Genomic DNA, 17,508 nt, shown 5'->3' with positions numbered 1-17,508 from the left:
ACCCCGAGAACCAAAATCGAAGATGTCATAGAATCGATGCGATACCGATATGCCGCCGAAATACCCGACATTCGCCGTCGAATATCACAGAGAGTTCCGCCTCACCTTTCCCTCTCCCTCACGCTCTCGTCACATTTTTTCTTTCCAGTTCTTTTGAGAGGCGGTGTTCATCCGCCCTTCCGGTCGCTTATCAGCTCAGGAAACGAGCGATCCATCCCCGGATCCACGTGAGGTTGTCCAGGATCGGCGCGGGTTCCACCTCCAGTGGGGAGTGGCACCCCTCAGCGACGTCGATGTCGCCGAGGAGCCGCTGCAGGTGGGATGCGAGCTCATCGTGGTCGGCGGCGACCGGCAGCCCCGAGCCCAGGGGCCAGTCACCGTACAGGCCCCTTTCGACATCTCGGTAGGAGGCCAGGTCGGGTGCGTAGACCACTGCCGGTTTCCCGGTCAGAGCGAAGTCGAAGAAGATGCTCGAGTAGTCCGAGACCAGGATGTCGGCCGCCAGCATGAGTTCCTCGACACTCGGGTACCCGCTGACATCGATCATCCCTGGGACACATCCGGCCCGGTTCATGTGGTGGCTGCGCATGAGGACCGCCGCGCCGAGGCGTTCAGCCAGACGCGCCCCGTCGGGCTCCCCCGCCGGCCCTGGCCCACCCGCAGCGCTGCAGCCGGCTGCACCCGTCGGGGGCCGCAGACTCTCGCGCCAGGTCGGGGCGTAGAGAACGACCGGTTGCCCCTGACCGATACCGAGCTCGTGGCGCACCCGTCGCCGTACTTCAGCGCCTCCGAGCAGCCTCACGTTGCGGGGGTACTCCCCCACCCGAACCGGCCCGCGGTATCCCAGTGCCTGTTGAAGGCGCCGACCGGCCTGCGGGCTCTGGGCGAGAAGCAGGTCCCACTGGGGGACCTGGCGGTCCATGAGTCGCCGGTACCTCAGGGTGACGGCTCTCGGCGCGTCGTGCAACAGCTTCTTGATCGGAGTGCCGTGCCAGGTCTGGAGCAGGTACTGGCCCTCACGCTTGGAGAACCAGAAGGGGAGGTGGTCGTTGGTGACGATGACACGTGAGGTGCGCAGCGCCTCCACCCACTGCGGGGATCCGACGACGACGGGGCGCGCGCCCGCCGGCACGCGAACCGTCCCGTCGACAACCGACCACCACAGGGGTGCTCCCACGCCGTGGGCCGCCAGGTCCTCGCAGATGGCGGCCGGGTTGTCTCCCGCGCTGCGTCCACCGAAGGACTCCAGGAACACTCCCGGTCTCAGGGGGCCCGCCTCGCGCTCGATGAGGAGCCGGTGGCCCCGTCGTGATCGCTCGCCAGGAGTCAGCGGAGGGATGACAGCGACGGCCACGGAGCCGTCCGTGCGGGTGAGGATCCGCGCGCGGCGCGCCGGGCGCCCGGCATCCGCCCCGGTGACGTCGCTATCGGGTTCCGCCGCGCAGCTAGTGGGCGCCGCGGCGATGGGAACCTCGGTGGCCGGACCGTCGATCCCTTCTCCGGCCAGGCAGGCTCCCTTGATCCGGTTGCCGGGCTCGTCCTGCGATACGGTGCTCCAGCTCAGCGGGTAGGTCGCCAGCTCGACGTCGGGATCAGCCAAATCGATGTGCGCCGACCAGCCGCCGCCAGGGGCCAGGACGGCCGGCACCGTCATCGCCCGAGCCTCGGCGGCCCTGCCGCCCAGGACGATATCCAGCCCATCCGGGGCCGGCGCCACCGTTCCGCTCAGCTCCAGCGTTGCGTCAGTGTCCAGACGCGCACAGAGGAGCACGACGTCGATCTCCCCGCCGGGCCGCGACTCACTCCCCCGGCTCCCACTCGGCGCCGGGGCGACCTGGAGCAGCCCCCGCTGACCGCGCGCCTCCAGATGCTGCCCGGTCTCCGGCGGCGCCGGGTGCCTCCTGCTGGAGCCGGCCGGTTGCGGCATCCATGCCCGCACCTCTCGCCCGGCAACGCGCGTCACCACCCGGAACCAGGAGGAGCGGCCCGCTTCGAGCTGCAGACGCACCACGATCCCCGAGGTGAGGTAGGAGCGGCACGGGTCGCCGGCCTCCAGGTCGGCTCGGGGGGCCTCACAGCGGTCCGCCTCGGCGCGGCCTCGAACTCGTCCGGTCTCATCGACCACCTCGACGGTCGGGCGGTCGATCAGGCCTGGGTCGAGCCCCCAGACCCAGGCGCAGCCGCGTACCTCCAGGGTCCTGGGGCCCAGCCAGCGCACCGCGTCGACACCGACGTGCAGTCTTAAGTCGGCGTCCCGGATCTCGGTGAGTCGGCGGGGCACCGGGGCCCCTTCCAGGAGAGCAGGCTCGGGGCGCACGGTGCCCGCCTCGATGGTCAGGGGAAGGTGGCCCAGGTCCTCGCAGCGTCTGCCGATCAGCTCCTCGAGCTCCACGGCGCCGGCCGGCTCGTCCTGGATGAGGAGCCACAGCACGAGTCGGTCGAGCAGCCCGACCGCCTCCCACACGAGGTCGTCGGCGTCGGCGAGCGCCCTTCTCGCAATGCGGCGCAGCCTGCTGGCGAAGTCGGGCCCCTCCCGGTGAGCGGCCTCGGCCAGACGAACCAGGTCCCGGCTCAGGCGTCCGGCGACCAGGCGCCGACGCACCGCCTCCGGGGCGTCGGCGGCCAGCTGCGCCAAAGCGTCCACCTCCGCCAGGAGGCCGACGGGATCCGTGTCCGCACTGAGGCCACGGGCCGCAGAGCCTGCGCGCCAGGTGTAGACCTCCTCATCCAGGACGTCCATCCGGGTCGCGGCCAGAAGCACCACGAGGGCCCTGGCGGGCAGTGACACGGCGGGGGCGCGGAGTACTCGAGGCCGTCTCGGCGGTGCCCACAGCCTTCGGCGCGCCATGACGGCGCCGGCCACCAGCTCCTCAGCCGCCTCGGGCACCCGGGCCAACGGCTGCGCCAGGCGAGGCGCGCGGGGAGGTCCCGCCCCCGGCCCGGCCCCGGTTGCCGGCGTCAAGGACCGCGAGCGCGCGACGACGACGTCGGAGCCCGACCGCTCCAGGCACTCAATCATCGACTGGCAGGCACCGCCGACAAGTCCGTCCCCACCGTCAACAACGGTGACTAGGCCTCCCCTGGCTCGTTTCAGGGCGGCATCCAGCCAGCCATCCGGGCCAGCACCCCGGCTATCGTCCCGGTCGCAGGACACGACCCGGACGCGCCGGTCCCTGGCGGACAGGCCGGTGGCCACCTGCTCACCGGAGCTCAGCGCATCGGCCCCCGGACCGACGACGACCAGGACCTCCAGGTCCCTGAAGGTCTGGTTGAGTACGGAGCGGATGGCCCCTTCCAGGTGAGGACCGGCCCCCGCTGCTCGGACGATGACGCTGAGTCGGGGCCGGTGCACGCCCCGCACAGCCGCACCGATGAGACGTCTCAGACGCCTGCCGCCCATGTCCTTCTACCCGTCAGCTGGGGCTCTCGGGCGCGCCAGAACCCCGTGGCGTCGATGACGCTGCGCCCCTCGAGCAGGTGCGGATCAAGGTCGGCGAACTCCTGGTGACCAACCAGCACCGCCACGACATCAGCCTGTTCGACGGCCTGCCGCCACCCGGTCAGCCGCACGTTGTCCCACCGCGCCAAGGACGCCGGGAGCTCCTTGGCGTGCGGCTCGGCCACCAGGACCCGGGCATGGGGCGCAGCGGCGGCCACCTGCTCAGTGATCGCAAGCGCCGGCGACTGGCGCAGGTCATCGACATCGGCCTTGAAGGTCAGGCCGAGTACCGCCACGATCGGCGAGGAGAAGGGCTCCATCGCCTCAAGGATGCGCCCGACGTAGTGGGCCGGCCGGGAGTCATTGACCTGGCGGGCCGTGCGGATGAGCCTGGTCTCCTCCGGAGCGCTGGACACCAGGAACCAGGGGTCCACGGCGATGCAGTGGCCGCCCACGCCGGGGCCCGGCTGCAGAATGCTCACCCGCGGATGGCGGTTGGCCAGGTCGACGAGCTCCCAGACATCCACCCCGACCCGCTCGCAGACGAGGGCCAGCTCGTTGGCGAAGGCGATGTTGAGGTCACGGAAGGAGTTCTCCGTCAGCTTGGTCATCTCGGCGGTGGTGGCGTCGGTCAGGACCAGCTCGCCGGCGCAGAAGGTGGCGTACAGGTCTCTGGCCAGGTGCGAGGCCTCGGGGGTCAGGCCGCCGATGACCCGGGAGTTGGTCACCATCTCCGTCATGATGCGCCCGGGCAGCACGCGTTCAGGGCAGTAGGACAGATGCACCTGGGGCCGTGCACCGCTGCCGTCCGTGGACAGGTCCGGGCGCATCGAGCCGATCGCCTCAGCCAGGGCGCGAGTGGTGCCGGGCGGGCAGGTCGACTCCAGGACGATGAGCTCTCCCCCTGTGAGACGAGGGGCGATCTGCCTGGTGGCGGCCTCCACCAGGGACAGATCGGCCGCGTGGTCCGAGCCCGTCGACGGGGTCGGCACCGCGATGATGTAGGTCCGTGCCGAGGGCGTCTCCATCTGGGCGCGCAGGCGGCCGGCCTCGACCTGTTCGGCCAGCACGGTGGCCAGCCCCTCCTCGAGGAAGGGAAGCTCTCCGCGGTTGACGGCCTCGACACGTTCCCGGATCCGGTCCACCCCGACGACGTCGAGCCCGGCGCGGGCCAGGACCGCTGCCGTGGGCAGGCCGATGTACCCCAGCCCGATGACCGCGACGTCGGCTACTTCAGTAGTGTCAGTCATGAGTCTCCATGCATTCGTTCGCGTCCCCGGGGAGCTCCCCGGGGACGCTGCTCCGTGAGCCACGTGTCCGTACCTCTAGTTCACCGTGGCGGGGAGCAGCTCAACGGCGTCGGGGTGCTCGGTGAGGTAGGCGCTCACCCGGTCCTCGGCGAAGGCCTTGAACAAGGGGGTGTCCGCGTCGGCGTCGAGCGTGACGATGGACTGCCCGTCCGTGGAGGTTCCCGTACCGGCGGTCGGCACGGTCATGAACCTGATGTCGTTGCTGTGGAGGTGGCGCGTCTCCAGGGCCAGGGACTGCATCTGGTTGAGCGTGAAGGACTCGTCCACGGCGACTGTCCGCGAGGCGGTCTTGAGGAAGGAGTACAGCGCCGTGGGACTGCTCAGGGTGCCGTTGGTCAGGACCCTGCTCACGATGGAGCGCATCCAGGTCTGCTGGCGCTTGACGCGGTCGAAGTCCCCGTTGGGCAGGGAGGAGCGCTCGCGGGTGTAGGCCAGGGCCTGCTGCCCGTCGAGTACCTGGGCCCCTGCGCCGAGTTCCTTGCCGGCGAGTGTCTGAGGCGTCTTGAGGTTGACTCGCACTCCACCGATCTCATCGGTCAGGGCGACGAAGGACTCGAAGTTCGCCACCGCGAAGTGGTCGATGTGGATGCCGGTGAGGTTCTCCACGGTGTGGATCGTCAGCGAGGGCCCCCCGTAGGAGTAGGCGGCGTTCATCTTCCCCTGGCCGTGACCGGGGATCTCCACCCATGAGTCACGGGGGATCGACATGACTGAGACCGTCTTCCGGTCTCCGCTGACCTGAACGATCATGATCGCGTCCGTGCGCTGGGCCCCCTCCTTCCACTGGGAGGGGTCGGAGGCGGAGCTGCGCGAGTCGGTCCCCAGGACCAGGATGTTGACAGCCGGTTCCTCGCCCGCGGCCACCTTCTGCTGCGGGGCCCGTGCGGGAATGCCCGCGAAGGGATCGGCGATGAACTCGATGCCGGAGGCGATGGAGTGTCGCACCCACAGGGCCAGGCCTCCTGTGGCCAGGGTCAGAACCAGGAAGATCGCCAGGACACTGAGAAGGGCGATCCTCCATCCTCGTCCGGGACGGCGCAGGGCGCTGCCTGCACCGCGCGCCGAGGTCGTGTCGGCCCCCGACGAGGCGGCTTCAGCATCGCCCTTTTCAATCGGACTGCTTTCGGGTTCTGGTAGGAGGGACTGAGTCATGGGCCAATGGCACCACATATTTCTCGAGCGTTTTGCCCGGAATCCCCTTGTTTTAGGAATTCCGGGCAAAATGCTCATGAAATGAGATGCAACTGAGACCGCCGCAATCTCGCTGTCACCATTTCACGTCACATAAACAATATCTTTCTGGACGTTCAGAAGGAATATCGTCGGTGGTTTTATGAACGAGGAGGCACGAGCTGATACATCCACCCGTAGGGATCCTCGGCGCGGCCGGTCTGAATGGCGGTGAGCCGGTCGTGAATCTGCCGGGTGACCTCACTGCCCTCGATGCGGGCGTCGAAGCCCTCGCCCTTGAGATGCCCCAGAGGCACGACGACGGCGGCGGTTCCACAGGCGAAGACCTCACTGACCCGGCCCGACTCGATGTCTGCGAGCAGTCCCTGAAGGCTGATGGTCTCCTCCACGACATTCCGCCCGGAGTCGCGCAGTAGGCGGATGATGGCGCTGCGGGTGCAGCCCTCGAGGATCGTCCCGGTCAGGCGCGGTGTGCGCACGGTCCCGTCGGCGTCGACGACCATGAGGTTCATGCCGCCGAGCTCCTCGATGTTCTTCTGCGAGACGTCGTCGAGGAAGCAGACCTGGTCGCAGCCCTGCGCGTAGGCCTCCTGCTGAGGAAGCAGGGAGGAGGCGTAGTTGCCTCCGGTCTTGGCCGCCCCGGTCCCTCCGCGTCCGGCGCGGTGGTACTCGGTGGTCACCCAGATGGAGACGGGCTCCAGGCCGTGAGGGAAGTAGGAGCCGGCGGGAGAGGCGATGACGTAGTAGTCCACCACAGCGGCGGGGCGCACGCCCAGGAAGGCCTCGGAGGCGAAGGCGAAGGGGCGCAGGTAGAGGGACTCGCCCTCACCTGAGGGCACCCAGGCGGCGTCGGCGCGCACCAGGTCCACCAGGGAGGCCACGAAGTCCTCCTCCGCCAGCTCGGGCAGAGCCATGCGCCGGGCGGAGGCGTTGAGGCGCGCCGCGTTGTAGCGGGGGCGGAAGGTCCACACCGATCCGTCCTCGTGCCGGTAGGCCTTGATGCCCTCGAAGACCTCCTGGCCGTAGTGGAGCACAGCGGCGGCCGGGGACAGGCTGAGGCTGCCGTAGGGAATGACGCCGTAGTCGCCCCACCCCTCGCCCTGCCTCCAGCGGGCGTGAGCCATGTGGTCGGTGAAGGCGTTACCGAAGTGGAGACTCCTCAGGACCGCTGCCCGTTCATCCTCGGCGAGGGGTGAGGGGTTGGCGGTCAGGGGGAATCGACCGGCGAGCGCATCGGCCTGCGGGACGGGGACCTCGGCGGCACGGGCCAAGGAGGATGCGAAGTCGGTTGAGGTGGCGTCTGTCTCGGGCATAGGTCCACCCTACCGCCGAGGCCACAACTCGGACACGACCTTCCCATATGCTGGCAGGCGGGCGGGCTCAGAGCTAGGTTCCGGCCATGACTTCCGTTCGTCTTCCCTCGGTCAGTACTCGCCGAATGGGTGCACGAGCCCGGTTCGCCCGGGCGGCGGTGGCCGGCACAGTCCTCCTGACCGGGGTGAGCGGATGCGCACAGGTGGACCTGGATCAGCTCGCCGGGTCGGTGTCGGGGCCCGCCTCCCCTTCTACGGCGTCGCAGTCCTCGACGGCTCCGTCCCGGATGGTGATGCCCACCGCGCTGCCGACCGCCCAGGCCACGGCGGCAGCCGCGCTCACGGTCAGCTTCCCGGACCTTCCCGGCTACACCGCGTCCCCAACCGCCACGAGCGCCCCGCACGGGAGCACCACCCCTACCGGGCCCGCGACGGCGTCAACCCCGGAGGCATCCTGGTCACGCTCCTACGCCTCGACCTCCTCCGGATGCCAGGTGAGCGCCGAGGTGACCAGCGCAGCGGCGCTGCTCGTCTCCGGCGGCGATGACCGCGCCCTGTCCGAGCACTGGTCCGCCTCCTTGGCGGGGACCTACCCGGACTACCGGCAAACCGGTCGAGAGGAGCTCACGGCGACGAACCGCTCCGCACCCTATGCCGGTATCGCCACCGCCTTCAGCGCCAGCCTCCGTGGTTCCCGGGTCGCGGGGAGGGCCTTCGTGCGGGTGTGGTCGGCCGACGGCGCAGCCGTGTCAGTGACCCAGGTCTGTCAGCAGGGGGTCTTCGACGAGGCGGCATGGGACACCGTCCTTCGCGGCATCGCCGTGGACGGCCTGTCGGGTCAGTCCCGCTGGCCCACGAAGGCGGCGCCCGGGTCTGAGACGCCGACCGCCTCCACCGCCGGATGACCCCGTCTCATCACGACCCCTGAGACTGCTCCCCTCAAGAGGGCGGCCCCTGGGCCGGTTCGGCGGAGTCCTGAGGCCCTGATGGCTCGCTATCGGACGGGGCGCCGACCTGAGCGGGGGACTCGGACTCCCCCTCCCCCGGCCGGTCCGCCCCTGCGGACTCGCCGTCCCCTCCCCTGCCAGAAGCTCCTGGCGGGCTCTCCTCCCCGGGCGCAGCCACCTGGTTCTGGCCGACTGAGGAGCGCCGGGCCGAGACCGCGGACTCGGCCCCAGCCACGGCGTGACGGAGGTTCGTGAGCGCCGTCGTCATCGCCTCGACGTCCTCGCCCTGCAGCGCCTGGTCGAGCGCCGACCTCGCGACCTCAAGGCCGGTGGACTCGGCCTGACTCAGGTCGCTCGCCACAGCTCCGACCCTGGCAGCCAGCGTCGCGCCCTCCGCGGCGGCGTCGCTCCGGATCCGGGAGAGCGACAGGGCCCCCGTGATGGCGGAGCGTTGATCCGCTGCCGCCACCGCGGTCGCCTGGAAGGCCCGTCCCCGTGATCGGGTGGCGTGCGAGTCCGCCTCAGCCAGGAAGGCGGACATCTCGGAGTCGGTCAGTGGGGCGTCGGTCAGGACGTCGCAACCGCACAGGCCGGTGAGGCCGGCGAGCAGGAGGCAGGCGGCTGTCCGACGTCGGGGACCGAGTAGCGACATACTCGGAATGTAACGGCCCGCTCGCGCACTGCGATCACGCTGCGGACACGATGAGGGCCGTGGGGTCTCAAAGCGATGACGTATCGGCCCCGGCCGTCACCGCCTCGGCGATGGCGTCACCGATCTGGCTGGTGGAGCGCTGGGCGCCGCCGCGCCGAGTGGCCATGTCCGCAGTGACTCCGGCCTCGACCTTCGCCGCGACCTCGGGCAGCCCGAGGTGGTCGAGCATGAGGGCCACCGCACTGATCGTGGCGGTCGGGTCCGCCTTGCCCTGACCGGCGATGTCCGGGGCCGAGCCGTGGACGGGCTCGAACATGGAGGGGAAGGCCCTCTCGGGATTGATGTTGCCCGAGGCCGACAGTCCGATGCCGCCGGTCACGGCGCCGGCCTCGTCGGTGAGGATGTCGCCGAAGAGGTTGTCGGTGACGATGACGTCGAAGCGGCCGGGGTCGGTCACCATGTAGATGGTGGCGGCGTCCACGTGGCAGTAGTCGACGGTGACCTCGGGGTACTCGGTGCCGACGGCCTCCACGGTGCGCCGCCACAGGTCGCCGGCATGGACGAGCACATTGTGCTTGTGGACGAGGGTGAGGTGCTTGGCCGCCCTGGCCTGTGCCTTGGCGAAGGCGTAGCGGACCAGGCGCTCCACCCCGTAGGCCGTGTTGACGCTGACCTCGGTGGCGATCTCGTGCGCCGTGCCCTGGCGCACGACGCCGCCGTTACCGCAGTAGAGGCCCTCGGTGCCCTCGCGCACCACGACGAAGTCGATGTCGCCGGGATCGGCCAACGGCGTCGGCACGCCCGGGTAGTACACCGAGGGACGCAGGTTGACGTAGTGGTCCAGGGCGAAGCGCAGACGCAGGAGCAGACCGCGCTCGAGCACACCGGAGGGGACGGAGGGATCGCCGACAGCTCCCAGCAGAATGGCGTCATGGGTCTTGATGGCCTCGAGATCCTCGTCGGTGAGGGTCTGGCCGGTGCGGTGCCAGCGCTCGGCCCCCAGGTCGAAGGTGGTGGGACGGACCGTGACCCCGGTTCCCTCCAGCGCTCGCTCGAGGACCTTGAGCCCTTCAGGGACGACCTCCTTACCGATGCCGTCACCCGGGATTACTGCCAGCTTGATGGTCTGCGTCATGGGGCCACCTTAGGGCAGGATCAGGATGCGAGACAAAGAGTCCGCATGACGGATGTGCACACTCGCGTCTCGACCGCCGGTCGGTTAGTCTGTTTCCGACGCACCAAGGAGGAGCCATGCCGCGCATCCACCGCCCCACCGCGCAACGTCGCGAGGAGATTCTCGACGCCGCCCACACCCTGTTCACCACCAAGGGCTTTCAACCCACGACCATGGAGGACATCCTGAGGATCGTGGGCATCGCCAAGGGGACGCTCTACTACCACTTCCCCAGCAAGGAGCAGATCCTCAAGGCCCTGGTCCTGCGCATCGTCCACCAGGTCGAGCAGCAGGCCCGCGCGATCGCCGCCTCATCGGCCCCGGCGGCCGACAAGCTCGCAGCGATCATGAGCGCGATGAGGCTGGTGGACACCGAGTCCGAGCTCGTCGACCAGTTCCACGCGCCGGGCAACGCGGAGTTCCACCTGCTGTCCATCACAGCGATGATCGAGCACCTCACCCCAGTCCTGGCCGAGGTCATCACCCAGGGGGTGGCCGAGGGGACCTTCACCACCGAGCGCCCCCATGACGTCATCGAGCTGCTGTTGAGCGCCTCGGGCATCCTCCTGGACCAGGACATCATGAAGTCCAGCCCCGCTGAGCTCGCCCGCCGCCAGGAGACTCTCATCTGGGCCAGTGAGATCCTCCTGGGTGCCGAGCCCGGCAGCCTCGGCCTCCTGACGAAGGCGGAGCCATGAAGTACGTCGGGCTGCTGGTCCTGGGCTCCTTCATCAACTCGTTGGGAACGGGTCTGAGCGCCTTCGGCCTGGCCGTCGTCATACTGCGCACCTACGGGACGGCATCCTCAGTGGCAGCCGTCCAGATGAGCGCCTTCGCCCCCATTGTTCTTCTGGCACCCCTGGCCGGGGTCCTCGCAGACCGCTACGACCGCCGCCTGATGATGATGATCGGTGACGGCGGCTCGATTCTCGGGCTGGGCGTCATCCTGACGGCCCTGTCCTCGCCCCGGCCCTCCTTGGGCTGGATCTGCGCAGGAGCCGTCACCTCCTCCTGCCTGGCGGCCCTGACCGAGCCGGCGCTGCGGGCCAGCGTCACCGACCTGGTGACCGAGGAGGACTACGTGCGCTCCTCCGGTCTGCTCCAGCTCGCCTCTGCTGCCAAGTACCTGCTGGCGCCGGCCGCGGCGGGGTTCCTCATGCCTCTTGTCGGCCCCCGGGGTCTCGTCCTGCTGGACGCCAGCACCTGCCTGGTCACCGTGGCGTGCACCATGACAGTGCGCCAGGCTCTGGCAGCCGGTGCCTCGCAACGCGCAGCGTCCCAGCCCGGTGACGACCGCGACGTCATGGCGGGATGGAGGACCATCACCGCCTCATCCGGCCTGCGCGCCCTCGTGGTCCTCATGACACTGGCGACCCTCGCCATCGGAGTCATCCAGGTTCTTATCAAGCCGATTCTCCTGCCCACCGTGAGCACCGCCGAGATGGGGGTGGTCGAGACGGTGGCCGCCACCGGCATGCTCGTGGGCGCGGCCCTGGTCACGGCCTGGAAGAGTGCCCAGCCCACGACGCTGCTTGCCGCAGGGCTGGCCGGAACCGGCGCCGCCATGGCGCTGGTCCCCCTGGGGCCGGGCGCCTGGTGGGTGGCCGCCTGCGGCTTCCTCACCTTCGCCTGCCTGCCCTTGTCCCAGGCGGGTGCAGAGGTCCTGGTGCGCACGCAGGTCGACAACACTCGGCAGGCGCGCACCTGGGGCACGATCAGCCTGGTCACCCAGACGGGTTACCTGGTGGCCTACCTGTGCTCCGGAGTCCTGGTGGACCATGTGCTCCAGCCCCTGCTGGAGCCCGGACGGTCGCTGTCCACCAGCGTAGGAGCCGTCGTCGGCATCGGCCCGGGACGCGGCGCCGCTCTGCTCGTGGGCCTCATGGGCGCGGTCATGGCCCTGGTGGCTCTCACCGTTCGCCTCCAGCGACGCCGGCTCGCCTCACCCCAGTAGTGCCGTCGCGCGACGTGGGCGGCGCCCCGATGACGTCAGGTCATCGGGGCACCGCCCGTTGTCAATGGATCACAAGTCCTCAGCGGGCCACGGAGCCCTCGGTGTAGTCCTTGTCGACTTCGGCGCGCCAGGCGAACATGGAACGCACCTCGCGGCCGGTGGCCTCGATGGGGTGCGCCTCACCCTCGGCCCGGAGCTTCTTGAACTCCGGAGCGCCGGCGGCCTGGTCGTCCATGAAGCGCTTGGCGAAGGTGCCGTCCTGGATGTCGGACAGGACCTCTTTCATGTGCTCCTTGACCTCGGGGGTGATGACGCGCGGGCCGGAGACGTAGTCGCCGTACTCAGCGGTGTCGGAGCAGGACCAGCGCTGCTTGGAGATACCGCCCTCGTTGATGAGGTCGACGATGAGCTTCATCTCGTGGCAGACCTCGAAGTAGGCCATCTCGGGCTGGTAGCCGGCCTCGACCAGGGTCTCGAAGCCGTACTGGATGAGCTTGGAGACGCCGCCGCACAGGACCGACTGCTCACCGAAGAGGTCGGTCTCGGTCTCCTCGCGGAAGGTGGTCTTGATGGCGCCGGCGCGGGTACCGCCGATGGCCTTGGCGTAGGACAGGACGAGGTCCCAGGCGGTGCCGGTGGCGTCCTGCTCCACGCAGACGAGCACGGGCACGCCTCGGCCGGACTCGAACTCGCGGCGCACGGTGTGGCCGGGCCCCTTGGGGGCCACCATGACGACGTCAATGTCCGCCGACGGCTTGATGTAGCCGAAGTGGATGTTGAAGCCGTGGGAGAACAGGAGGGCGGAGCCGGCCTTGATGTTCGGCTCGATCTCCTCGCGGTAGAGGGTGGCCTGCACCTGGTCGGGGGCCAGGACGGTGACGACGTCGGCCCAGGCCACGGCCTCGGCGATCGGCTTGACGGGCAGGCCCGCCTCCTCAGCCTTAGCCACGGAGGCCGAGCCCTCGCGCAGGCCGACAACGACCTCCACGCCGGAGTCGCGCAGGTTCAGAGCGTGAGCGTGCCCCTGGGAACCGTAGCCGATGACGGCGACCTTCTTGGACTGGATGACGGACAGGTCGGCGTCGTCGTCGTAGAACTTCTCAGCTGCCATGATTGCTTCTCACTTCTCCTTGAGTTGATCGGTGATGGATCGTGGGCCGCGCGTGATCGCCACGGCACCGGACTGGACAATCTCTTTGACACCGTACGGCTGGAGAGCCGTCAGTAGAGCCTTGACCTTGGATTCTGAGCCGATGGTCTCAATGACCACCGACGTGGGGGCGACGTCCACGACGTGGGCCCGGAACAGGTCGACGACCTGGAGCACCGCCGTGCGATTGGCGTCATCGGCATGCACCTTGATGAGGTAGAGCTCGCGCTCGACCGAGGTGTCGGGGTCGAGCTCGACGATCTTGAGGACGTTGACCAGCTTGTTGAGCTGCTTGGTGACCTGTTCCATGGCCAGTCCCTCGGCGTCGGCGATCACCGTGATGCGCGAGATGTCCTCGTGCTCGGTGGGCCCCACGGCCAGGGAGTGGATGTTGAAGCCCCGGCGCGTGAACAGCGCCGAGACCCGGGTCAGGACGCCGGGCTTGTTCTCCACCAGGACGGACAGCGTGTGCTTCTCGCTCACGGCGCTCACTCCTCTTCCCACACCGGGCTCATGCCGCGGGCGTGCTGGATCTCGTCGTTGGACACCCCGGCCGCGACCATGGGCCACACCTGGGCGTCCGCGGAGACGATGAAGTCGACGACGACGGGGCGGTCGTTGATGGCATTGGCCTGGGCGATGACGTCGTCCAGGTCCTCCAGGCGCTCACACCGCAGCCCAACGGCCCCGTAGGCCTCGGCCATCTTGACGAAGTCGGGAATCCGCTTCGTTCCGGCCCCGGTATGCAGGTCGGTGTTGGAGTAGCGCTGCCCGTAGAACAGCGTCTGCCACTGCCGCACCATCCCCAGGGAGGAGTTGTTGATGATGGCGACCTTGATGGGGATGTTGTTGAGGGTGCAGGTGGCCAGCTCCTGGTTGGTCATCTGGAAGCATCCGTCCCCGTCGATGAGCCACACTGGCCGGTCGGGGCAGGCCTCCTTGGCACCCATGGCGGCGGGCAGGCCGTAGCCCATGGTGCCGGCGCCGGCCGAGTTGAGCCAGGTGTGCGGACGGCGGAAGGTGAGGTAGTGCGCCGCCCACATCTGGTGCTGTCCCACGCCTGTGACCCAGATGGTGTCCTCGGAGGCCGCCCGATCAAGATGGGTGATGACCTCCTGGGGCTGAAGCAGTCCGTCATCGGTGTCGGTCCAGCCCGTAGGGTAGGTGGCCTGGATGCGCTCGATCTCACGGCGCCACGGGGCGATATCCACCCGCCCCTCAGCGGCGACGTGGTCGCGGAACTCAGCGCTCAGCGCGGGAACGACATCGGCCAGGTCCCCGACGATCGGGACGTCGGCGGTGCGAATCTTGGAGATCTCGGCGGGGTCGACGTCGACGTGGATCACCGAGGCCTTGGTGGCGAAGGTGTCCGGCTTGCCGGTGACCCGGTCATCGAAGCGGGCTCCCAGACAGACGACGACGTCGGCCCGCTGCAGCGCCCCGACGGCGGCCACCGTACCGTGCATTCCGGGCATCCCCAGGTTGAGCGGGTGCTCACTGGACATGACGTCCAGGGCGGTCAGAGTGGTGACGAAGGGCGCTCCGATGAGCTCGATGAGCTCGGTGAGGTCCTCAGTGGGAACCTGCGCCCGGTTCAGGCCACCGCCCAGATAGAGGACGGGTCGCTCGGCCGCGGAGATCACCTCGGCGGCCTGAGCCAGGCGCCGCTGGTTGGGCTTACCCGGCAGGCGGTAGCCGGGCAGGTCCCGGGCCGGGGGCCACACGAACTCGGTGAGCCCCTCCTGGGCATCCTTGGAGATGTCGATGAGGACCGGACCGGGGCGTCCAGTGGAGGCGATGTGAAAGGCCTCAGCCACGCACGGGACGATGTCCTCGGCACGGGTGATGAGGAAGGAGTGCTTGACGAAGGGCATCGTGGCCCCGACGATGTCGGCCTCCTGGAAGGCGTCCGTCCCGATTCCGCGGCTTCCGACCTGCCCGGTGATGGCCAGCATGGGAACGGAGTCCATGTGGGCGTCACCGATGGGGGTGATGAGGTTGGTGGCTCCAGGGCCGGAGGTGGCGACGCACACCCCGGGGCGACCGGTGACCATGGCGTATCCCTCGGCGGCATGACCAGCACCCTGCTCGTGGCGCACCAGGACGTGACGGATCTTCGTCGAGGCGAGCAGGGGGTCGTAGAAGGGCAGGATGGCGCCACCCGGCATCCCGAAGATGTCTGTGACGCCTAGCTCCTCCAGCGCGCGCACCAGAGCCTGGGCGCCTGTCATGACCTGGTGGTCCTGACGTGCGGGAGCGTCTTCGCGTGTCATCGCTCGCTCTCCTTCTCCGTGCCTACTGACCGGCGACCTGCCGGGTAATGAACGTTAGATCAGTCTCCGCACAGAGTCATAATGAGACGGCGGCAATCTCACATCGTGGAATCACGGACCCGGTGGCAGGTCGGTGGCATGGAGGATCCCCACGCACAAGGCGCGATCCGCTCCCCCGGTGAATCACGGACCTTGGTAGGTCATCATCGCCTGCGGAGATGACACAATGCTGCTGTTACTCCTGACAAAACGTCCGCTGCATCACTTTCAGCAGCGATTCGGAAGGCGGAACTAGCGACGTGGCTACGGTCCTGGACTATCTGTTAGACAACCCGGTTGTCATCGTCCTGCTCATGGTTGGCTCCGGGATGCTGCTCTGGCGCGCCAGACGCAGGAGCATACGCGTCCCGGCAGCGGCCCTCCTGATCGGCAGTACCGCCCTGCTGATCTGGAAGGTGGCGCACGCCAATATCCTGTACCACTTGTCCAAGAACGCGGTTCTCGTCCTGTTCCTCTTGGTCGGCGGCGGGATGCTGCTCGGGCACATCAAGATCAAGGGAGTCAGCCTCGGGGCAGCAGCGGTACTGTTCTGCGGCATTGCGCTGGCGGCCTGGGGAGCCTCCGCCTCCACCCCCATTGAGGTTCACAAGGACCTGGGAGCACTGGGGCTGGCGATCTTCACCTTCGCCATCGGAATCCAGTCCGGACCGAACTTCTTCCACGTCATCCGAACCGCCGGCGGACCGCTGGCGATCCTCCTGGGCATTCTGGGCGTGGCGGCCCTGGCAGCCGTGGGCGTGGGACGTCTCCTCGGGCTCAAGGCCGCGATGATCGCGGGAGCCTTCGCCGGCGCCGTCACGAACACACCCGCCCTGGCCGCAGCCGGCAACGCCGCCGCCATGGCCGGAGACAAGGCCGGACCGGGTGACGCCACCGTCGCCTATGCCGTCACCTACCTCTACGGTGTCATCGGCATGCTGTTCTTCTGTCTGCTGTCGCTGCGCTACCGGCGCAGCGACAAGGACACTCCCTCCCCGCTCATCAACCGCACCATCCGGGTGGAGCGCGAGGACGGCCCGCTCCTGGGTAACATCGTCGAGACCATCTCGGGACAGCTGCGGTTCTCTCGTCTGCGCCGGGGTGAGAAGGGTCCGATCACCCGGCCTAAGAACGACGACCGGCTGCAAAAGAACGATCTCATCACCGTCGTCGGCACTCAGGACGCCGTCAACCAGGCGATCAAGGCGGTGGGCCACGGCTCCTCGCACTCACTCATCGAGGACCGCAAGTACCTCGACTTCCGCAGGATCACGGTCTCGGACCCGAAGCTGGCCGGCCGTACCATCGGTGAGCTGGACATCGACAGCCGTTTCGGGGCAACGATCTCGCGGGTACGCCGCGGCGACGTCGATATGGTGGGCACCCCGGATCTGGTGCTTCAGCAGGGAGACCGGGTGCGCGTCGTCGGCCCGACCGGACGCATGAAGGAGATCTCCACGTACTTCGGCGACTCCTCGCGGGGGCTGTCCTCCATCAACCCGGTGGCACTGGGCCTGGGGATGGCACTGGGCATCTTCATCGGTGAGTGGAAGTTCCTCACGCCCACTGGAGCGACCTTCTCCATCGGATCGGCTGCCGGCACGCTCTTGATCGGCCTCATCTTCGGGCGCATCGGCCGTATCGGGAAGTTCGTGACCGCCATGCCCTTCACTGCCACGGCGGTGCTCTCGGAGTTCGGGCTCCTGGTATTCCTGGCCCAGGCAGGCACCAAGGCCGGTGGGGAGATCGCGCACGCCTTCACCGGTGGTGACTGGTGGAGGATCTTCGTCACCGGTTTCGTCGTCACCACCATTGTGGGACTGGGGATTTACGCCTCCATGCGCTGGATCGTCAAGATGGGTGGGACTCGCCTGTCCGGCCTCATCGGTGGCGCACAGACCCAGCCCGCGATTCTGGCCTTCGCCAACGAGCGCACCGGCGCCGACCCGCGGGTGGCGCTGGGGTACGCGATGGTCTACCCCGTGGCGATGATCGTCAAGATCTTCATTGCGCAGGTCCTCGGCGGGCTGTGACCCGCCCCGCAGGCTCGCCGGTCTCGCATCGTT

General features: G+C 68.5%; 13 protein-coding genes. 4 read left to right on the top strand and 9 right to left on the bottom strand.

Annotated features, from left to right (window positions below; translation table 11 throughout):
* Positions 1-190: 190 nt before the first annotated feature.
* The 4 genes from HMPREF9058_RS02900 to HMPREF9058_RS02885 all read right to left on the bottom strand — a co-directional run bounded on the left by HMPREF9058_RS02900 (position 191) and on the right by HMPREF9058_RS02885 (position 7,253).
* Positions 191-3,400 carry a CDP-glycerol glycerophosphotransferase family protein gene (locus HMPREF9058_RS02900; protein ID WP_009405736.1) on the bottom strand — a complete coding sequence of 1,070 codons (3,210 nt, stop codon included), beginning with the start codon at positions 3,398-3,400 and terminating at the stop codon, positions 191-193.
* On the bottom strand, positions 3,382-4,689 hold the full coding sequence (gene wecC / locus HMPREF9058_RS02895) for a UDP-N-acetyl-D-mannosamine dehydrogenase (RefSeq protein ID WP_009747288.1): 1,308 nt from the start codon (positions 4,687-4,689) through the stop codon (positions 3,382-3,384). The genes HMPREF9058_RS02900 and wecC overlap by 19 nt, the downstream gene beginning before the upstream one ends.
* Before the next feature lie 75 nt (positions 4,690-4,764).
* A complete protein-coding gene (locus HMPREF9058_RS02890) occupies positions 4,765-5,901 on the bottom strand; it encodes an LCP family protein (protein WP_009405479.1) in 1,137 nt (378 codons plus the stop codon).
* Positions 5,902-6,080: 179 nt separating this feature from the next.
* Positions 6,081-7,253, bottom strand: coding sequence for a branched-chain amino acid aminotransferase (locus tag HMPREF9058_RS02885; RefSeq protein ID WP_009406354.1), 1,173 nt, complete (start codon positions 7,251-7,253; stop codon positions 6,081-6,083).
* Positions 7,254-7,339: 86 nt separating this feature from the next.
* On the opposite strand from HMPREF9058_RS02885, the gene HMPREF9058_RS02880 reads away from it, so the two are divergent.
* Complete coding sequence (locus HMPREF9058_RS02880; RefSeq protein ID WP_009406173.1) at positions 7,340-8,158, top strand: hypothetical protein; 819 nt, start codon at positions 7,340-7,342, stop codon at positions 8,156-8,158.
* 34 nt (positions 8,159-8,192) lie between these two features.
* Here HMPREF9058_RS02880 and HMPREF9058_RS02875 read toward each other — a convergent pair whose 3' ends face one another.
* Positions 8,193-8,852, bottom strand: a complete 660-nt coding sequence (locus HMPREF9058_RS02875) for a hypothetical protein (protein WP_009747603.1) — start codon at positions 8,850-8,852, stop codon at positions 8,193-8,195.
* A 67-nt stretch (positions 8,853-8,919) separates the two neighbouring features.
* Positions 8,920-9,987, bottom strand: coding sequence for a 3-isopropylmalate dehydrogenase (locus tag HMPREF9058_RS02870; RefSeq protein ID WP_009405925.1), 1,068 nt, complete (start codon positions 9,985-9,987; stop codon positions 8,920-8,922).
* 116 nt (positions 9,988-10,103) lie between these two features.
* On the opposite strand from HMPREF9058_RS02870, the gene HMPREF9058_RS02865 reads away from it, so the two are divergent.
* A complete protein-coding gene (locus HMPREF9058_RS02865) occupies positions 10,104-10,724 on the top strand; it encodes a TetR/AcrR family transcriptional regulator (protein WP_009747428.1) in 621 nt (206 codons plus the stop codon).
* Entirely contained in the window at positions 10,721-11,980 is a 1,260-nt protein-coding gene (locus HMPREF9058_RS02860) for an MFS transporter (RefSeq protein ID WP_009406091.1), read from the top strand. The genes HMPREF9058_RS02865 and HMPREF9058_RS02860 overlap by 4 nt, the downstream gene beginning before the upstream one ends.
* A gap of 79 nt (positions 11,981-12,059) precedes the next feature.
* Here the strand turns inward: HMPREF9058_RS02860 and ilvC are convergent, their stop codons facing one another.
* Genes ilvC through HMPREF9058_RS02845 form a run of 3 tightly spaced genes read right to left on the bottom strand, consistent with a single transcriptional unit; the run spans position 12,060 to position 15,403 of the window.
* Positions 12,060-13,091 (bottom strand): ketol-acid reductoisomerase, encoded by a 1,032-nt coding sequence (gene ilvC / locus HMPREF9058_RS02855; RefSeq protein WP_009747613.1) that lies wholly within the window; start codon positions 13,089-13,091, stop codon positions 12,060-12,062.
* A gap of 9 nt (positions 13,092-13,100) precedes the next feature.
* Positions 13,101-13,613 carry an acetolactate synthase small subunit gene (ilvN, locus tag HMPREF9058_RS02850; protein WP_003784785.1) on the bottom strand — a complete coding sequence of 171 codons (513 nt, stop codon included), beginning with the start codon at positions 13,611-13,613 and terminating at the stop codon, positions 13,101-13,103.
* Positions 13,614-13,618: 5 nt separating this feature from the next.
* The gene (locus HMPREF9058_RS02845) at positions 13,619-15,403 is read right to left on the bottom strand and encodes an acetolactate synthase large subunit (RefSeq protein ID WP_009747622.1); all 1,785 of its coding nucleotides are present in this window, start codon (positions 15,401-15,403) and stop codon (positions 13,619-13,621) included.
* A gap of 299 nt (positions 15,404-15,702) precedes the next feature.
* Between HMPREF9058_RS02845 and HMPREF9058_RS02840 the strand changes: the two genes are divergently transcribed.
* Entirely contained in the window at positions 15,703-17,475 is a 1,773-nt protein-coding gene (locus HMPREF9058_RS02840) for an aspartate:alanine exchanger family transporter (protein WP_009747405.1), read from the top strand.
* Positions 17,476-17,508 lie beyond the last annotated feature (33 nt).

The sequence above is a fragment of the Actinomyces sp. oral taxon 175 str. F0384 genome (assembly GCF_000223355.1).
GTDB lineage: Bacteria > Actinomycetota > Actinomycetes > Actinomycetales > Actinomycetaceae > Actinomyces > Actinomyces oris.
Note: the sequence above shows the minus strand (reverse complement) of the source record. Positions and strands in the feature narration are given on the sequence as shown.

What these genes read in the sequence shown, in the direction of transcription:
- HMPREF9058_RS02900 (WP_009405736.1), bottom strand. Translation starts at nt 3,400, where the DNA reads ATGGGCGGCAGGCGTCTGAGACGTCTCATCGGTGCGGCTGTGCGGGGC.
- wecC (WP_009747288.1), bottom strand. Translation starts at nt 4,689, where the DNA reads ATGACTGACACTACTGAAGTAGCCGACGTCGCGGTCATCGGGCTGGGG.
- HMPREF9058_RS02890 (WP_009405479.1), bottom strand. Translation starts at nt 5,901, where the DNA reads ATGACTCAGTCCCTCCTACCAGAACCCGAAAGCAGTCCGATTGAAAAG.
- HMPREF9058_RS02885 (WP_009406354.1), bottom strand. Translation starts at nt 7,253, where the DNA reads ATGCCCGAGACAGACGCCACCTCAACCGACTTCGCATCCTCCTTGGCC.
- HMPREF9058_RS02880 (WP_009406173.1), top strand. Translation starts at nt 7,340, where the DNA reads ATGACTTCCGTTCGTCTTCCCTCGGTCAGTACTCGCCGAATGGGTGCA.
- HMPREF9058_RS02875 (WP_009747603.1), bottom strand. Translation starts at nt 8,852, where the DNA reads ATGTCGCTACTCGGTCCCCGACGTCGGACAGCCGCCTGCCTCCTGCTC.
- HMPREF9058_RS02870 (WP_009405925.1), bottom strand. Translation starts at nt 9,987, where the DNA reads ATGACGCAGACCATCAAGCTGGCAGTAATCCCGGGTGACGGCATCGGT.
- HMPREF9058_RS02865 (WP_009747428.1), top strand. Translation starts at nt 10,104, where the DNA reads ATGCCGCGCATCCACCGCCCCACCGCGCAACGTCGCGAGGAGATTCTC.
- HMPREF9058_RS02860 (WP_009406091.1), top strand. Translation starts at nt 10,721, where the DNA reads ATGAAGTACGTCGGGCTGCTGGTCCTGGGCTCCTTCATCAACTCGTTG.
- ilvC (WP_009747613.1), bottom strand. Translation starts at nt 13,091, where the DNA reads ATGGCAGCTGAGAAGTTCTACGACGACGACGCCGACCTGTCCGTCATC.
- HMPREF9058_RS02845 (WP_009747622.1), bottom strand. Translation starts at nt 15,403, where the DNA reads ATGACACGCGAAGACGCTCCCGCACGTCAGGACCACCAGGTCATGACA.